11 protein-coding genes and 1 pseudogene are annotated in these 17,969 nt (G+C 69.3%); 9 read left to right on the top strand and 3 right to left on the bottom strand.

Features of this window, described 5'->3' with window-relative positions; all coding sequences use genetic code 11:
• Positions 1–744 (top strand): transketolase C-terminal domain-containing protein (locus B3547_RS11125; RefSeq protein WP_292963082.1); only part of this gene is annotated, 744 nt, incomplete at its 5' end.
• Positions 745–947: 203 nt separating this feature from the next.
• On the opposite strand, the pseudogene thrS reads toward B3547_RS11125, so the two are convergent.
• Positions 948–2,937, bottom strand: a pseudogene (gene thrS, locus B3547_RS11120) (threonine--tRNA ligase).
• Positions 2,938–3,157: 220 nt separating this feature from the next.
• Positions 3,158–4,474: a glycosyltransferase family 39 protein gene (locus B3547_RS11115; protein ID WP_292963080.1), complete on the bottom strand. Its 1,317-nt coding sequence runs from the start codon at positions 4,472–4,474 to the stop codon at positions 3,158–3,160.
• Between the two features lie 83 nt (positions 4,475–4,557).
• Between B3547_RS11115 and B3547_RS11110 the strand changes: the two genes are divergently transcribed.
• From B3547_RS11110 to B3547_RS11090, 5 genes are all read left to right on the top strand, one after another.
• Entirely contained in the window at positions 4,558–5,322 is a 765-nt protein-coding gene (locus B3547_RS11110) for an alpha/beta hydrolase (RefSeq protein WP_125954366.1), read from the top strand.
• A 10-nt stretch (positions 5,323–5,332) separates the two neighbouring features.
• Complete coding sequence (locus tag B3547_RS11105; RefSeq protein WP_194919131.1) at positions 5,333–6,298, top strand: tetratricopeptide repeat protein; 966 nt, start codon at positions 5,333–5,335, stop codon at positions 6,296–6,298.
• Positions 6,295–7,290: an LLM class flavin-dependent oxidoreductase gene (locus B3547_RS11100; RefSeq protein WP_292963076.1), complete on the top strand. Its 996-nt coding sequence runs from the start codon at positions 6,295–6,297 to the stop codon at positions 7,288–7,290. The genes B3547_RS11105 and B3547_RS11100 overlap by 4 nt, the downstream gene beginning before the upstream one ends.
• 125 nt (positions 7,291–7,415) lie before the next feature.
• Positions 7,416–12,125, top strand: coding sequence for an NAD-glutamate dehydrogenase (locus B3547_RS11095; protein WP_292963073.1), 4,710 nt, complete (start codon positions 7,416–7,418; stop codon positions 12,123–12,125).
• Positions 12,126–12,253: 128 nt separating this feature from the next.
• Positions 12,254–13,480 carry an NAD(P)/FAD-dependent oxidoreductase gene (locus B3547_RS11090; RefSeq protein WP_292963070.1) on the top strand — a complete coding sequence of 409 codons (1,227 nt, stop codon included), beginning with the start codon at positions 12,254–12,256 and terminating at the stop codon, positions 13,478–13,480.
• Here B3547_RS11090 and queG read toward each other — a convergent pair.
• On the bottom strand, positions 13,464–14,531 hold the full coding sequence (queG, locus tag B3547_RS11085; RefSeq protein ID WP_292963068.1) for a tRNA epoxyqueuosine(34) reductase QueG: 1,068 nt from the start codon (positions 14,529–14,531) through the stop codon (positions 13,464–13,466). The two genes, B3547_RS11090 and queG, sit on opposite strands and share 17 nt — an antisense overlap.
• 46 nt (positions 14,532–14,577) lie before the next feature.
• On the opposite strand from queG, the gene B3547_RS11080 reads away from it, so the two are divergent.
• The 3 genes from B3547_RS11080 to B3547_RS11070 form a co-directional block, all read left to right on the top strand.
• Positions 14,578–15,573 (top strand): ABC transporter ATP-binding protein, encoded by a 996-nt coding sequence (locus B3547_RS11080; protein ID WP_414690545.1) that lies wholly within the window; start codon positions 14,578–14,580, stop codon positions 15,571–15,573.
• Positions 15,570–16,820, top strand: coding sequence for an ABC transporter permease (locus tag B3547_RS11075; protein ID WP_292963066.1), 1,251 nt, complete (start codon positions 15,570–15,572; stop codon positions 16,818–16,820). The genes B3547_RS11080 and B3547_RS11075 overlap by 4 nt, the downstream gene beginning before the upstream one ends.
• Positions 16,821–16,893: 73 nt before the next feature.
• Positions 16,894–17,969, top strand: a 1,076-nt coding sequence (locus B3547_RS11070) for a cytochrome P450 (RefSeq protein ID WP_292963085.1), incomplete at its 3' end; no start/stop codon positions are given.

The raw sequence follows: 17,969 nt of genomic DNA, 5'->3' as shown, positions 1-17,969 counted from the left end.
GACGTGGCGATCCAGAACCTGCCCGTCCGCTTCGCGATCGACCGCGCCGGGCTGGTGGGTGCCGATGGGGCGACGCACGCGGGCAGCTTCGACGTGACCTACCTTGCCACGCTGCCCAACATGGTGGTGATGGCGGCGGCGGACGAGGCGGAACTGGTGCACATGACGCACACCGCCGCGCTGCACGACACGGGTCCGATCGCGTTCCGCTATCCGCGCGGCAACGGCACCGGCGTGGCGCTGCCCGAGGTTCCGGAACGGCTGGAGATCGGCAAGGGCCGGATCGTGCGGGGCGGCGAGCGCCCGCACGGCAAGGTCGCTCTCCTGTCGCTGGGCACGCGGCTGGCCGAGGCGCTGAAGGCGGCGGACCAGCTCGAAGCCAAGGGCCTCGCCACCACGGTTGCCGACCTGCGCTTCGCCAAGCCGCTCGACGAGGACCTGATCCGGCGGCTGATGGCGAGCCACGAGGTGGTGGTGACGATCGAGGAAGGCGCGATCGGCGGGTTCGGCGCGCACGTCCTGACCATGGCCAGCGACCAGGGCCTGACGGATGGCAATGGCGAATACCGGGGCCTGAAGATCCGCACCATGCGCCTGCCCGACGTGTTCCAGGACCAGGACAACCCCGACAAACAGTACGACGAAGCCGGCCTCAACGCCCCCCAGATCGTCGATACCGTCCTCAACGCCCTCCGACACAACTCTACAGGCGTCGAGCACGATACGCTCGAGGCGAGAGCCTGAGGCGGATTACCTAACGGGCGCTTGCAGCCTTTGCCGACAATAGGCGTCGCCCACCCCCAACCCCTCCCGCCAGCGTGAGGGGAGCGAGACTTGCGCTGCCGGAGGCGGCGTTAGTCGCAGCGGGGCGGGCTTTTTCACGCTTCGCGTTTGCAAGAGGATATAATCGCCAACCAAGGGGGCCGGAGATCAATGGCCCCCTAATCCTACCGCAAATCGGGCGGGGTCGCCTCGCCCTTCAGCAGGGCGATGGCTTCGGCCAGCGGCATCACCTTCTGCTGCTGTTCGCCCAGCGTGCGGATGGCGACGGTGCCTTCCTCNNTCGCGCTTGCCCACGACGAGCAGGTACGGGACCTTCTGCAGCGAGTGTTCGCGCACCTTGTAGTTGATCTTCTCATTGCGCAGGTCGGTTTCGGCGCGAATGCCGGCGGCCTGCAACTGGGCCAGCGCATCGCGGGCATAGTCGTCGGCTTCCGACACGATCGTGGCGACCACCGCCTGCACCGGGGCAAGCCACGCCGGCAGGCGGCCGGCGAAGTGTTCGATCAGGATGCCGATGAAGCGTTCGTAGGAGCCGAAGATCGCACGGTGCAGCATGACCGGGCGGTGCTTCTCGCCGTCCTCGGCGATGTAGCTCGCGTCCAGCCGTTCGGGCAGCACGCGGTCCGACTGGATCGTGCCGACCTGCCAGGTGCGGCCGATCGCGTCGGTCAGGTGCCATTCCAGCTTGGGCGCATAGAACGCGCCTTCGCCGGGCAGTTCCTCCCAGCCGTATTCCGCGGTGGCGAGGCCCGCGCGCACCACCGCGTCGCGCAGCTCGCTTTCGGCCTTGTCCCACATCTCCTCGGTGCCGAAGCGCTTTTCCGGGCGCAGCGCCAGCTTGATCGCATAGGTGAAGCCGAAGTCCTTGTAGATGCGGTCGGCCAGCGCGCAGAACGCGCGGACTTCGTCGACGATCTGGTCTTCGCGGCAGAAGATGTGGGCATCGTCCTGCGTGAACTGGCGCACGCGCATCAGCCCGTGCAGCGCGCCGTGCGGCTCGTTGCGGTGGCAGCAGCCGTTCTCGTAGAGCCGCAAGGGGAGATCGCGATAGGACTTGATGCCCTGACGGAAGATCAGCACGTGCGCCGGGCAGTTCATCGGCTTGAGCGCCATCCAGTCGGCCTCGCCCGAGATCACCGGGCCTTCGTCCTCGGTGTTGGGCACCTCGTCGGGGATCACGAACATGTTTTCGCGATACTTGCCCCAGTGGCCGGACTGCTCCCACTGGCGCGCGTCCATCACCTGCGGGGTCTTGACCTCGCGATAGCCGGCAGCGTCGATCGCGCGGCGCATGTAGGCCTCGAGCTCGCGCCAGACGCGGAAGCCCTTGGGGTGCCAGAACACGCTGCCGTGCGCTTCCTGCTGGAGATGGAACAGGTCCATTTCTCCGCCCAGTTTGCGGTGATCGCGCTTGGCCGCTTCCTCCAGCCGGAGCAGGTGGGCATCGAGCTGCTTCTTGTTGAGCCAGCCGGTGCCGTAGATGCGGCTCAGCATCGCGTTCTTCTGGTCGCCGCGCCAGTAGGCGCCGGACACGCGCGTCAGCTTGAACGCCTGGGGATCGAGCTTGCCGGTGGAGGCGAGGTGCGGACCCCGGCACATGTCGAGCCAGTCGTCGCCAGACCAGTAGACCGTCAGCGGCTCGTCGCCGGGCAGTTCGGCGGCCCATTCGGCCTTGAACGTCTCGCCCTGCTGCTTCCACCGGCTGATCAGCTGCTCGCGGCTCCAGACCTCGCGGCGCAGCGGCTTGTCGGCGGCGATCAGCGCGCGCATCTTCGCCTCGATCGCGGGCAGGTCCTCGTCGGTGAAGGGGCGGTCTTTTGGCGCGAAGTCGTAGTAGAACCCGTCGTCGGTCGCCGGGCCGAACGTGATCTGCGTGCCCGGAAACAGCGCCTGCACCGCTTCCGCCAGCAGGTGCGCGTAATCGTGCCGGACCAGTTCGAGCGCGTCCGCCTCGTCCCTCGCGGTAACGAGCGCGAGCTGCGCGTCGGCTTCGAGCGGGCGCGTGATGTCGCGCAGCTCGCCATCGACGCGCGCGGCGAGGGCCGCCTTGGCAAGGCCCGGCCCGATCGCGGCGGCGATGTCCGCCGGGGTGGTGCCCGGCGCCACTTCGCGCACGGAACCGTCGGGCAGGGTGATCTTCAGAAGCTCGGACATGGGCACTCTCTGGCTGTCAGCGTCTGGCGCTTTGGCACAAGGCCGCGCGCGCCGGAAGGGGCGGCGTCAGGAACTTTAGGCCGGTCCGGGAGGAGACGCCATCCGCCCGAACCGGGCGGCGGCATCGCTGCGGCGTCAGGCGCGCAGGCGAAACCGCCCCCGGTTGCCCGGGGTGGTGGTAGTCGTGGTGATGGCGCGAAGCGTCGTCATGCGCGGCTTCTTAGCGGGCCGCAGGCGCAAAGTCATGCGCGGAATTGGCGACGGGCGCGTTCGCACGGCGCTCAAGCCAGCCCGTCAGCCAGCGGGCCAGCAGCCAGCCGGCGGTGACGCAGACGAACGGCATCACCGGATAGTGGAAGCGCGACTGGCCGGAGAACACCATCGCGATCGCGCTGGGATAGAGCGCGATGCCATAGGGCAGCACCCACCAGTCGATCGGGCGCAGCCCGGCGCGCACGCGGCGGCGCAGCTCGATCACGGCCCCGGCGGCGAACAGGCCGAGCAGGGCGAAATACCACAGCTGGTTGGCGGCACGGAGCGCGAGGAAGGCCAGCGGCGCGCGCGCCCAGGCCTTCGATCCGGTCTCGTAGGCCCACAGCCCTTCGCCGTCCGGCCCCCACAGCTTCGCCAGCTTGCGCGGCATCAGCGTGACGAAGGCGGCGGGATGGGCCTTGATCCACGCCACGCCCAGCCGCTTGGCTTCGGCGTCATAGGCGGTTTCGGAAAGGTCGGTGCGCGCGTCGAGCGCCTTGACCACCGGGTCTTCGGGCGTGAACCCGCCGCGCGCGGTATCGTTGTTGCCGGTCAGCAGGGTGATGCCGCCGTTGGTGGAGATCGCCACCCATTCGCCCAGCACGCGGTGGTTGCGCACCGTCCACGGCGCGACCACGGCGGCGGCCAGCGCGATTACCAGCGCGGCCTGCGCCACGGCGGCGGGCAGGCGCTTCCAGAAGCCCGGCGCGCGTCCCAGCGCGATGGCGAAGACCAGCGGCACGACGACCAGCGTCTGCGCCTTGACCAGCGTCGCCACGCCGAACACCAGCCCCGCCGCGACCAGCGCCATCGGCGTCCGCGCGATCAGCAGGCGGCAACCCGCGAGCAGCAGCATGGTGTAGAACACCTCGGTCAGCGCCAGCGGCACGTAGAACGCGCTGTTGGGATAGAGCGCCAGCAGGAGCAGCGCGGCGCGGCCCGCCAGTTCGGAACCCGAAAGGCGACGGCCAAGGTCGAGCGTGAGCCACGCGGTAACGCCGGCACAGGCGAGGTTGAACAGGCCGACCGTCCAGATCGAGGTGCCGAACGCGCGGAACGCCAGCGCCAGCGTCAGCGGCCAGCCCACCGGCCAGTAGGCGGTCGGTTCGCCATGATCGCCGAGGTAGCCAAGCCCGTGCGCCAGCATGTCGGCCCGCGAATAGTACCAGGCCGCGTCCGATGTCGGCTCCACCGCCAGCAGGATCAGCAGCGCGCGCGGCACCAGGAACAGCGCGAGGAGCAGCACCAGCGCCGCGCGGCTTTCCGCGAAGCGCCGCAGCGCCATGGTCCGGGTTCGGTCATGATCCGGCGCTAGCAGGGCCGGGTTAAGATGGCGTTGTGTGGCCTTTCCGGCTAACCCTGCCGGCGATGATCGAGGATATCGCTCCGCTCGCCAGGGTCGATGGCCCGGAAGGCCGCCGCATCGCCTGTCGCTTCCTGCCCGGTGCCGAGCCGGCGCTGGTGTTCCTGCCGGGCTATATGTCGGACATGGCCGGCGGCAAGGCGCAGGCGGTGCTGGCCTGGGCGCGCGGGGCGGGGCGGGCCTGCCTGCTGCTCGACTATTCGGGCTGTGGTGAAAGCGAGGGCGATTTCGCCGACGGCACGCTGTCGCGCTGGCGGGACGAGGTGGTCGCGCTGGTCCGCGCGCACGCGATCGGCCGTGCCGTGGTGATCGGGTCCAGCATGGGCGGCTGGCTGATGCTGCTGGTGGCCCAGGCGCTGCCGGGCACGGTCGAGGCGCTGGTCGGCATCGCCGCCGCGCCGGACTTCACCGATTGGGGATACGATGCCGCGCAGAAGGCGGAACTGGCGGCGGGGCGGCCGGTGTTCGAGGACAATCCCTATGGCCCCGACCCCACGCCGACTCATCCGGCGTTCTGGGCCGATGGGCAGGCGCGGCGGATGCTGGACGGCACCATCGCCTTCGACGGCGCGGTGCGCCTGCTGCACGGCCAGCGCGATCCCGACGTACCGTGGGAGCTTTCGCTGAAGCTGGCAGCAGCCTTGCGTTCAGCCGACGTGCAGGTGCATCTGATCAAGGACGGCGACCACCGCCTGTCGCGCCCCGCCGACATCGCGATCCTGCTGGATACGCTGTCGGCACTGGGGGCGGGCGTGGCGGAAGCCCCCTGAAGGAAGCGCGATGCTGGTCCTGCCGATCCTGATGTTCACCCCGCAGATTGTTCCCGCTTCTGGCGGGTTTCATATGCCGGTCGCCGCGCTGATGCAGATCGGCCCCAACCCCTCGCCCCAGGAAGGCGCCGCCTTGCCGATTCCCCGCCGCCACCGTCCCGCCGATTCCGCGCCTTCGCCCGCGCCCGCCAGCCCGCCGCAACCGCGCGCGCCGGACCGGCTGTCGGTCTGCCTCGCCAAGGCGCTGCACGATCCAGCGATGGGGCTGGCCGAAGCGCGCGGCTGGCTGGCGGAAGGGCAGAACCCGGAACAGCGCGTGCGCGCCAACCAGTGCCTTGGCATCATCCTGACCCAGCAGGGGCAGTTCGATCCCGCCGAGCAGGCCTTCGCCGATGCCATCGCCGGCGTGCCCATGCTGCAGGAAGTGGCCGCGGTGCCGCTGATGGCGATGGCGGGCAATGCCGCGCTGGCGGGCGGCCATCCCGATCGCGCGCTGGTCTGGCTGGACAAGGCGGTGGCAGTGCGCGGCTATGCCGACAACGCCGCGCTGGGCGATATCCAGACCGATCGCGCGCGGGCGCTGGTGGCGCTCGATCGCCCGGCCGAAGCGGCGACCGCGCTGGACGAGGCACACCGGCTGGCCCCCGATCTGGCCGAAGGCTGGCTGCTGTCCGCCACGCTCGCCCGCCGCAACAAGGACATGCCGCGCGCGCAACGCGATATCGAAGTGGCCGCGCACCTCGACGCGACCGACCCGGCCATCGGCCTGGAGGCGGGCGTGATCGCGGTTCTCGACGGGCGCGACGAGGCCGCGCGCAAGAGCTGGGAATCGGTGGTGCGCACCGCGCCCGACAGCGACGAGGCGAAGACGGCCAAAGGCTATCTTGAACAACTGGGACCAGCGCCCACATCAGGGGCCACCCCTTCCGCCAGCCCTGCGTCCGGGGCGACGCAGCCGGAGAAGAAACCGTCATGAAACTGTCCGTCCTCGATCTCGTGCCCGTGGTCGAGGGCGGAACGGTAGGCCAGGCGCTCGCCGAGGCGGCCCTGCTCGCGCAAGTGGCCGAGCGCTGCGGCTATCAGCGCTACTGGGTGGCCGAACACCATGGCATGGAAGGGATCGCCGGCGCGGCCGTGGCGGTCACGCTTGCCCATGTGGGCCACCATACCTCCACGATCCGGCTGGGCGCGGGCGGGATCATGCTGCCCAACCACAACCCGCTGGTGATCGCCGAACAGTTCGGCACGCTGGATGCGCTCTATCCGGGGCGGATCGACCTGGGCCTGGGGCGCGCGCCGGGCGCGGACCAGCGCATCGTGCGCGCCTTGCGCAAGGAAGTGAATCGCGCGGCGGAGGACTTCCCGCAGGACGTCGTGGAATTGCAGGCCCAGTTCGCCGGCGACCGTCAGGTGCCCTTGCAGGCAACGCCTGGCGCGGGGGCAAAGCCGCAATTGTGGATACTGGGCTCCAGCCTGTTCGGCGCGCAACTGGCGGCCGCGCTGGGGCTGCCCTATGCCTTCGCCTCACACTTCGCGCCCGATCATCTCGATGCGGCCTTGTCGCTCTATCGCGATCGTTTCCAGCCTTCGGATGCACTTGCCAAGCCGTATGTCATGGCCGCGATCAACGCGATCGCCGCCGATACCGACGAGGAGGCCGCGTTGCTGGCGTCCTCCATGGACCAGTCGTTCGTGCGGCTGCGCAGCGGCAATCCGGGCAAGCTGCCGCCGCCCGTGCCCGGCTACCGCGACACGCTGCCCGCCCCCGCGCTCGCCATGCTGGAGCACATGCGACAGGTCAGCGCGATCGGCAGCGTCGCCACTGTGCGGCAGCGACTGGCCGCGTTCCAGCGGCGGACGCGAGCGGACGAACTGATCGTGTCCGGCTCCACCTTCGATCCGGCATTGCGCCGCCGCTCGCTCGAACTGACCATGCAGGCGGCCGAAAGTTTGGCAGAACCGGCCTGACCGGTATCAATCGAAACCATCGGCTTGCCCTGCGGCGTCGGCCGGAGTAGCATTGGTATTATTCGTTCAAGAAACGGATATAAAATTATAATGCGGCATAATGATTTTACGCCGCCACTCGCGGGATGACAGCAATGGCCACCAAGTCCGCACCTGACGTTTCCTCTTCTTCCGCTGCTACCGGCGGCCCGCTCGAAAGCGCGCTGGCCGCCCGTTTCATGGCCTCGCTGCTGCCGGGCGAGATCGGCGATTTCGATGGTGCGCGGCTGGCGGAAGCCGTCCGCTTCACGCTGGCCACGGCCAGCCGGCGCCCCGGCGCCGAACCGGCGGTGACGATCGAAAGCGTGGGTGGTACGTCGGGCGAACGGCATCTGCGCATTGCCGTGATCAACGACGACATGCCGTTTCTGGTCGATTCGATCAGCGCGACGATCACCGCGCAAGGGCTGACGATCGACCGGCTGGTCCATCCCGTGGTCGCGGTGCGCCGCGATCCCGAGGGAACGCTGCTGGCGCTGCCCGAAGGCGAGGCCGTGGGCGAACGGCGCGAATCGGTGATCTACCTCGAAACCGAACGCGCCGACGCGCGCCAGCGCCGCGAACTGGCCGAAGCGCTGAAGGCGACGCTGGCCGATGTCCACGCCGCCGTGGCCGACTGGCCGCTGATGCAGGCGGCGATGCAGCGCGATGCGCGCGGGCTGCCCGATCAGGAAGGCGCGGCGCTCCTGCGCTGGCTGGCGGACGGGATGCTCACCCAGCTCGGTCATGTCGTGCGCCATCGCGATGGCACGCAGACCGCGCCGCTCGGCATCTGCCGTGCCAGCGCCGCCAAGCTGCTCGCCGATTCCTCCTATGACCGCGCCTTCGCGTGGTTCGATCGCGCCGGCCGCAAGGACGAGGACGCGGTGCGCGCGCCGCTGGTGGTCAAGGCCAACCGCATCGCCAACGTGCACCGCCGCGTGCCGCTGGACTTGTTCATCGTGCCGGAGGTCGAGGACGGCAAGGTTGTCGCGCTGTCGGTCCATGCGGGTGTCTGGACCAGCGCCGCGCTGGCGACGCCGCCCGATCGGGTGCCCCGGATGCGCAGCCAGCTGGCCGCGCTGACCGGGAAATTCGGCTTCGATCCCGGCGGCCATGCCGGCAAATCGCTGGTCCATGCGCTGACGGCGCTGCCGCACGACCTGCTCATCAGCTTTTCCGACACCGACATCGAGCGCATCGCCACCGCGATGATGAGCCTGGTCGATCGGCCGCGTCCGCGCCTGGCGCTGGTTCGCGCGCCGCTGGCCCGCCACCTCTATGCCTTCGTGTGGCTGCCGCGCGATGCGCAGTCGACCGCGATGCGGATGCAGGTGCAGGATCTGCTGGAAGCGGCCGCCGGCGCGCAAGTGCTGGACTGGAGCCTGCAGGTCGAAGGCAGCACGCTCGCCCTGATCCGCTTCGTGCTCGACATCCGCGATGGCGATGCCGATCCCGACGAGGCCGCGCTCGATGCCGCGGTGCAGGCGCTGGTGCGCGGGTGGGAAGGCGCGGTCGAGGCCGAGCTGGCCAAGGGCGAGGAGCCATCGCGCGCCGCGGCCATCGCCGCCCGGTTCGCCGATGCCTTTCCCGTCGGCTATCGCGGCGCCTATGGCGCGGGCGAGGCGGCGCGCGACATCCGCGTGCTGCGCACGCTGGGTGGCGAGAACGCGCCACGCCGCGCCGCGCGCCTCTATCGCCAGCCGGGCGAAAGCGGGGTGCGGCTGAAGCTCTACCAGCGCGAGGGCGCGATCATCCTGTCGGATGCGGTGCCGGTGCTGGAGAACTTCGGCTTCCGCGTGCTGGAGGAAGTGCCGACGCCGCTCGACAAGGGCCGGCTGGGCTACATCCACGATTTCCTGGTCGCGCACCCGGCGGACGTGACGCCCGAGGCGTTGCTGGAGCGGGCCGAGGCCATCGAGACGTCGCTGGCGGGCGTGCTCAACGGCGCGGCCGAGGACGATGCGTTCAACCGGCTGATCGTCGCCACCGGGCTGTCGGCGCGCGAGGCGAACTGGCTGCGCGCCTGGTTCCGCTATCTGCGGCAGGGCGGCATGTCCTTCGGCATTGCCACCGTGGTCGATGCGCTGAAGAACGCGCCCGACGTGACGCACGGGCTGATCGCGGCGTTCGTCGCGCGGCACGATCCCGCCTTTGCCGGTGATCGCGCGGCGGCGGCGGACGCGGCGGCCGAGCGCATCCGCACCGGCCTCGCCGGCGTGGCCGCGATCAACGACGATCGCCTGCTGCGCCAGTTCCGCGCGCTGGTCGATGCCATGCTGCGGACCAATGCCTTCGCCCCGGCGGCGGCCGAGGCGCTGGCGTTCAAGCTGGATTCGGCGCTGGTGCCGGGCTTGCCCCGGCCCGTGCCATGGCGCGAGATATTCGTGTACAGCCCGCGCGTGGAAGGCATTCACTTGCGCGCCGGGCCGGTGGCGCGCGGCGGCCTGCGCTGGTCCGATCGGCGCGACGATTTCCGCATCGAAATCCTCGGGCTGATGAAGGCGCAGCGCGTGAAGAACGCGGTGATCGTGCCGACCGGGGCCAAGGGCGGGTTCTATCCCAAGCAATTGCCCGATCCCGCGCGCGATCGCGATGGCTGGCTGGCGGAAGGCAAGGCCAGCTACCAGGTGTTCATCCGCACCCTGCTTTCGCTCACCGACAACATCGTCGGCGGCAAGGTGGTCCATCCCAAGGGCGTGGTGATCCTCGACGGCGAAGACCCCTATTTCGTGGTCGCGGCGGACAAGGGCACGGCCACGTTCTCCGATGTCGCCAACGCCATCGCCGAATCGAAGGACTTCTGGCTCGACGACGCTTTCGCCAGCGGTGGGTCCAAGGGTTATGACCACAAGGCGATGGGCATCACCGCGCGCGGCGCGTGGCTTTCGGTGCAGCGCCATTTCCTGGAAATGGGCGTGGACGTGCAGGCCGATCCGGTCCGCGTGGTGGGTTGCGGCGACATGTCGGGCGACGTGTTCGGCAACGGCATGCTGCTGTCGAAGGCGCTCAAGCTGGTGGCGGCGTTCGACCATCGCCACGTGTTCCTCGATCCCGATCCCGATGCGGCGGCAAGCTGGGCCGAGCGATCGCGCCTGTTCGCGCTGCCCCGGTCGAGCTGGGCGGACTATGACTCCGCGTTGATCTCCGAAGGCGGGGGCGTGTTCCCGCGCACGATGAAGGCGATCCCGCTTTCGCCCCAGGTGCGCGCGGTGCTGGGCGTGGAGGCCGAGGAACTCGATCCCGAGGCGCTGATCGCTGCGATCCTCAAGGCGCCGGCCGATCTGCTGTGGTTCGGCGGCATCGGCACTTATGTGAAGGCCGCGACCGAGAACAACGCCGATGTGGGCGATCACGCCAACGATGCGTTGCGCGTGAACGGCGCGGACTTGCGCGTGAAGGTGGTGGGCGAAGGCGCCAACCTGGGCACCACGCAGGCCGGGCGCATCGAGTTCGCGCTTCAGGGTGGCCGCATCAATACCGACTTCATCGACAATTCGGCCGGCGTCGATTGTTCGGACAACGAGGTCAACATCAAGATCGCGCTGGCTTCGGCCAAGCGCGCCGCGCGACTGACCGAGGAGGAGCGCGTTGCGTTGCTCTCCTCGATGACCGACGAGGTCGCGCATCTGGTGCTGGAGGACAACCGCCTGCAGGCGCTGGCTCTGTCGATCGCGCAGCGCGCAGGCGCGTCGGCCGTGCCTTCGTTCGCGCGGCTGATGGACGTGCTGGAGGAAGCCGGCGACTTGGATCGCAAGACCGAAGGGCTGGCCAGCGCCGAGGACTTCGCGCGGCGCGCCACCAGCGGGCAGGGGCTGACCCGGCCCGAACTCGCCGTGCTGCTGTCCAGCACCAAGCTGGTGCTGCAGCGCGCGCTGGAGGACAGCACGGTGGTGGATGATCCGGCGCTGGAAGACCAGCTTCTTGCCGCGTTCCCCACGCCGATGCGCGAGCGCTTCCGCGAGGACATCACCGGCCACCGCCTGCGGCGCGAGATCATCGCCACCAAGCTGGCCAACCGGCTGGTCAACCGGCTGGGTCCGGTCAATCCGTTCGAACTGGTCGAGGAGGAAGGCGTCACGCTGGCGCAGGTGGCCGCGGCTTTCGCCGCCGCCGAACGTCTGCTCGACCTGCCTGCCACCTGGGCGCTGCTGGACAGCGCGCCGATGGCGGAGGACGTGCGCCTGATGCTGTTCGAACGCGTGGCGCGGGCACTACGCGGCCATGTCGCGGACCTGCTGCGCGCGGGCAAGGGCGAGGAACGGCCCGGCGTGCTGGTGGCGCGGCTGGCTGGCGGGGTCGAAGCGCTGACGCGCGATATTGCCGATCTGCTCCACGCCGAGGCGCGCGCGCAATCGCAGCGCATCGCGGCGGAACTGGCCGAAGCGGGGGCGCCTGCCGACGCGGCGGAGCGCGTGCGCCATCTGACCGACATGGACGGCGGGATCGGGCTTGCCGAACTGGCGGCGGACAGCGGGATCGACGCGGCCGCGCTGACCCGCGCCTTCACCGACCTGGGCGAGCGGCTGGGGCTGGACTGGGCGCAGCAGGCGGCCAGCCGTCTCAACCCTTCCGATCCGTGGGAGCGCCTGCTTGCCGCCGGACTGGCCCGCGATTTCCAGCAGATGCGCCTCGATTTCCTGGCGCGCGCGGGCACGGCCGGTCCGGGGGCGGCCGTTGCGGAATGGGCCGGGCGCAATGCCGCGCCGGTTGCCAGTTTCCGCGCGCTCGTCGCCCGTGCGCAGGCCGCTCCACTGGTTGGCGCGGCCATGCTGGCGCAGATTGCGGGGCAGGCGCGGGGGCTGCTCGCGCGGTAGGCGTTCGGAGGACCACGGCGGCAGACCACTGCGACGGAAGACTGCGCAAATGGGGCCAAGTTTGCGCCGGAGTGGTTGACGCGGCCGGTCTTTTCCCCAAATCCCGCCGGGCAATCGGGAGGATTCGGATGGATCAGGCAGACGTCGTCATTGTTGGTGCGGGTCATGGCGGGGCGCAGGCCGCGATCGCGCTGCGCCAGAACGGGTTCGAAGGCACGATCCTGATGATCGGGCGCGAGCCCGAGCCGCCCTACGAGCGTCCGCCGCTGTCCAAGGAATACCTTGCCCGCGAAAAGACCTTCGAGCGTCTCTATATCCGGCCGGCGCAGTTCTGGGACGACAAGGCCGTCACGCTGATGCTGGGCCACGAAGTGACGGCGGTCGATCCCGCCGCGAAAGTCCTGAAGCTCGCCTCTGGCGATGCGGTCGGCTACGGCACGCTGATCTGGGCCGCCGGCGGCGATCCCCGCCGCCTGTCGTGCTCCGGTGCCGATCTGGCCGGCGTCCACGCGGTCCGCACGCGCGAGGACGTGGACCGGCTGATGGGCGAACTCGATGCCGGCGCGCGCCGCGCGGTGGTGATCGGCGGCGGCTATATCGGGCTGGAAGCGGCGGCGGTGCTGACCAAGCTCGATTGCCATGTCACGCTGCTGGAAGCGCTGCCGCGCGTGCTGGCGCGCGTGGCGGGCGAGGCGCTCTCGGAATTCTACCAGAACGAGCACCGCGCGCACGGCGTGGACCTGCGCACGGGCGTGGCTGTCGATTGCCTGGAAGGCGACGGGACCAAGGTGACCGGCGTGAAGCTGGCCGATGGCACCGTGCTGCCGGCGGACCTCGTCATCGTCGGCATCGGCATCATCCCCTCGGTCGGTCCGCTGCTGGCGGCGGGCGCGGCCGGCGGCAACGGCGTGGACGTCGACGAATTCTGCCGCACCTCGCTGCCCGATGTCTATGCGATCGGCGATTGCGCGGCCCACGCCAACGGTTTCGCGGAAGGCGCGGTGATCCGCCTCGAATCCGTGCAGAACGCCAACGACATGGCGACGACGGCGGTGAGGTCGATTCTCGGCGACCCGCAACCTTACAAGGCGACGCCGTGGTTCTGGTCGAATCAGTACGACCTGCGGCTTCAGACCGTGGGCCTTTCCGCCGGTCACGATGCTACCGTGCTGCGCGGCGATCCTGCCACGCGCAGCTTCTCGGTGATCTACCTCAAGCAGGGCCGCATCGTCGCGCTCGATTGCGTGAACATGGTCAAGGACTACGTGCAGGGCCGCAAGCTGGTGGAAGCCCGCGCCGAAATCGCGCCCGACCGGCTGGCCGACGCCGGCACGCCGCTCAAGGAACTGGCATAACCGATACGAGGCGGTCGAGCGCCCAGCTCGCCGCCTCGGCCACCACCGGGTCGGGATCGTTGACCAGCGCGGCCACCGGGCCGAACAGGGCCACGTCGCCGCTGTTGCCTGCCGCGATCAGGCAATTGCGCACGAAACGGTCGCGCCCGATCCGCTTGATCGGCGATCCCGCGAACAGGCGGCGGAATCCCGCATCGTCCAGCGTCAGCAGATCGGCCAGGCGCGGCGCGGCCAGTTCGGCGCGCGGCAGGAACGCGCGGTTGGCGGAGGCGGCCTGCGCGAAGCTGTTCCACGGGCAGACGGCCAGGCAATCGTCGCAGCCGTAGATGCGGTTGCCGATGCCTGCGCGCAGGTCGTGCGGGATCGGCCCCTTGTGCTCGATCGTCAGGTAGGACACGCAGCGCCGCGCATCGAGCCGGTAGGGCGCGGGGAAGGCCTGCGTCGGGCAGGCGTCCTGGCAGGCGCGGCACGATCCGCAGCGGTCGGCGTGGGGCGCATCGGCCGGCAGGTCCAGCGTGGTGTAGATCGCGCCCAGAAACAGCCACGAACCATGGCGACGGCTGACGAGGTTGGTGTGCTTGCCCTGCCAGCCGATACCGGCGGCCTCGCCCAGCGGCTTTTCCATGACCGGCGCGGTATCGACGAAGACTTTCACCTCCGCGCCGGGGGCTTCGGCCACCAGCCAGCGCGCCAGTCCTTTCAGCGCCTTCTTCACCGTATCGTGGTAGTCGCCACCCTGCGCATAGACCGAAATGCGCGCGCGCTCCGGGTGGCCCGCCAGCGCCAGCGGATCGGCCGCCGGGGCATAGCTCATCCCCAGCGCGATCACGCTGCGCGCCGCCGGCCACAGCGATTGGGGGCCGCGCCGGTGATCGAGGCGGGTTTCCATCCAGTCCATCGTGCCGTGGCAGCCATCGGCCAGCCATTGCTCCAGGCGGCGCGCGCGCAAGGGGTCGTCGGTGGCCGGGGCGATGCCCGTGGCCGCGAAGCCGATCCGGGCGGCTTCGGCGCGCAGCCGTTGCACCAGCAGGATTGCATCGGTGTTAACCATGCTTGCTGTCCCGCTCGTTCATCGCTTAGCGTCTAGGCCACGTCGCATGCGGATGGAGCTAGGCGAATGGCCCGTGGCGGGCAATGAGGTTGACGCCTCGGGCGTGGAACTGGCGATCGAGGCGCGCGGACTGGTCAAGCGGTTCGATGGCTTTACCGCCGTGGACGGCGTGGACATTTCCGTGCCGAAAGGTGCGATCTACGGCATTCTCGGGCCGAACGGCGCGGGCAAGACCACCACGCTGCGGATGCTGCTGGGCATCATCGATCCCGACGCCGGCTATCGCCGCGTGCTGGGCTGCGATCATCCCACCGATGCCGCGCGGCGAATCGGCTATTTGCCCGAGGAGCGCGGCCTCTATCCCGCGATGAAGGCGACCGAGGCGATCGCGTTCCTGGCCTCGCTGCGCGGCGTGCCGTTGAAGGAGGGGCGCCGGCGCGGGCGCGAACTGCTGGAAGCGCACGGACTGGGCTATGCCGCCGATCGCCAGATCCGCCAGCTGTCGAAGGGCATGGCGCAGCAGGTGCAACTGCTGGGCACGCTGGTCCACGATCCCGATCTGGTGGTGTTCGACGAGCCGTTCTCCGGCCTTGACGCGCTCAACCAGGGCAAGCTGGAACGCATGATGCGCGGGCTGGCGGAACGCGGCAAGACGGTGATCTTTTCCACCCACGTCATCGCCCATGCCGAACGCCTGTGCGATCAGGTGGCGATCATCGCCGGCGGCAAGGTGCCGTTCGCCGGCCCGGTCGATGTCGCGCGTGACCGGCTGGCGCCGCAGGTGCGGCTGGAAACCCGCGCGCAGGACGGGCCGTGGCGCGCCGCGCTGCCGGCCGATGCGCGGCACGAGGGCGCGTTCTGGTACTTCACGCTGCCGGCCAGCGGGGTCGAACCGCTGCTGCGCGCGCTGATCGAAGGCGATGCCGGCATTCTCAGCCTGTCGATCGAGCGGGCGGGCCTGCACGATGCCTTCGTCGCCATTGCCGGCGAGGCCGCCGCGCGGGCGCTGGAACAGGACAAGGAAGAGGAACGCCGCCGATGATGGCAGAAAAGGTGCGTGCGGCCTTCGTCGTCGCCCGTCGCGATTTCACCGCGGTGATCTTCTCCAAGACGTTCCTGCTGTTCCTGCTGGGGCCGCTGTTCCCGATCGTCATCGGCGTGATGGCCGGCAGCATCGGCGCGCAAGTGCAGAAGGATCTCGATCGTCCCGAAATCGGCGTGGCGATGGAAGGCGTGCAGGGGCAGGCGCTGATCGCCGCGCGCAACGCGATGGCCGATCGCATGGCCGGCGGCGTGCCCGATTTCGTGGAGCTGAAGCGGCTTGTGCCCGGCGAGCGCTTCGATGGCCGCGCCGCGCTGCGCCAGGGGCCGGACCGGCTCGCGGCCGTGGTGACCGGCACGCTGGAACACCCTGTGCTGACCGGCACGCCCGAACGCGTCGACATGTGGCAGGGCATTGTCTCCACCTTCGCGGCGCGCGCGCGCGAAACGCATCCCGGCACGTTCCCGGCGGTGCAGGCCGAAGTCGTGGCGACCAGCGCCGACCAGACGCGCAACGGCCAGGTCGCGACCGCGCAGGCCGGGCAGACGCTGCTGTTCCTGCTGACGATGCTGCTGGCGGGCATGGTCCTGTCCAACCTCGTTGAGGAAAAGAGCAACAAGATCATCGAGGTGCTGGCGGCGGCCATCCCGATGGATTCGCTGTTCCTGGGCAAGCTGTTCGCGATGCTGGCGTTCAGCCTTGTCGGCATCGCGGTGTGGGGCATGGCCGGCGGCGTTCTGGTGCTGAGCGGGGCAAGGCATCTGCCGCTGCTGGCGACGCCGGCGGTCGGCTGGGCGGTGTTCCTGCTGCTGGGCTTCCTCTACTTCGCGATGGCCTATCTGCTGCTGGGATCAGTGTTTCTGACCATCGGCGGCATGGCCAGCACGGTGCGCGAGGTGCAGACGCTGTCGATGCCCGTCACGATGATGCAGCTGATGGTGTTCTTCTTCGCCAGCTATGCGCTGGCCCATCCCGGCAGCGCGATCGAATGGAGCGCGGTGGTCTTCCCGCTCAGTTCGCCTTTCGCCATGCTGGCGCGGGCGGCGCAAGGGCCGGCGCTGTGGCCGCATCTGGTGGCGCTGGCGTGGCAGGGCGCGTGGGTGCTGGCGATCGTGCGCATGGGGGCACGGCTGTTCCGCCGCAACGTGATGAAATCGGGCGGCGCGCGCAAGGGTGGCGGGCTGTTTTCCAGGCTGTTCGCGCGGGTTGCGACGAAGCGTGAGGCACCGGTGACGAACGCTTATTGACACGAGTGTAGGTTGCAGGGATAGTACCGTTGCGCAGAGTCCCGTTCGGAAGGGACCGCAACGGAGGATTGCCATGGCTACCCAGCTCGCGCCCGAAGCGCCGTTCACCTATCGCCGTTCGCCCACCGTGGAAGAAGCGCACCGCGCATGGCAGCGTGAACACCCGCTGGAACGGCCGGTGCATACCGATCCCTGGGACGTCAGCCGGTCCGACATCTATACCGAGGACCGCTGGCAGCCGATCTTCGCGGAGATGCGCGCCAAGGCCCCGGTCAACAAGGTAACCGGCACGCCCTATGGCGATTACTGGAACGTGGTGTCGCACAAGGCGATCAGCCACGTCGAATCGCTGCCGGAACTGTTCTCCTCGTCGTGGCAGCACGGCGGCATCACCATCGGCGATCCGCCGGCCGATATCGATCCGGCGAAGCTTGCCGAGCGGCAGATGCCGATGTTCATCGCGATGGACCGGCCGGAACACACCGGGCAGCGCCGCACGGTCGCGCCTGCGTTCACGCCCGCCGAAATGGTGCGGATGGAGACGGAGATCCGCCAGCGCACCGCCAGCGTGCTCGATGCGCTGCCGATCGGCGAAAAGTTCGACTGGGTGGACAAGGTCTCGATCGAGCTGACCACCGGGATGCTGGCGATCCTGTTCGGCTTTCCGTGGGACGACCGCCGCCTGCTGACGTTCTGGTCGGACTGGGCGGGCGATCTCGAAATCGCGCTGGCGAAGGGCATGGAGGACATGCGCTTCGATGTCCTGCGCGAGATGGCGCACTACTTCCAGCGCCTGTGGATGGAGCGCGTCAACGCCGAGCCGACGCCCGACCTGATCTCGATGATGATCCATTCCGAGGCGATGAAGCACATGAGCCCGCAGGAGTTCATGGGCAATCTGGTGCTGCTGATCGTGGGCGGCAACGATACCACGCGCAACACCATGTCGGGCATCGTCCACGCGCTCGACCAGTTCCCCGATCAGCGCGACATCCTGGAAAAGGACCCGTCGATCATCCCCAACGCGGTGCAGGAATGCATCCGCTTCGTCACCCCGCTGGCGCACATGCGCCGCACCGCCACCGCCGATGCCGAACTGTTCGGGCACGAGGTGAAGGCGGGTGACAAGGTGGTGATGTGGTACATCTC

The organism is Novosphingobium sp. UBA1939, from assembly GCF_002336885.1.
In the GTDB taxonomy this organism is placed as follows: domain Bacteria; phylum Pseudomonadota; class Alphaproteobacteria; order Sphingomonadales; family Sphingomonadaceae; genus Novosphingobium.
The sequence above is the reverse complement of the archived record's forward strand: the minus strand, read 5'-3'. Positions and strand labels throughout refer to the sequence as shown.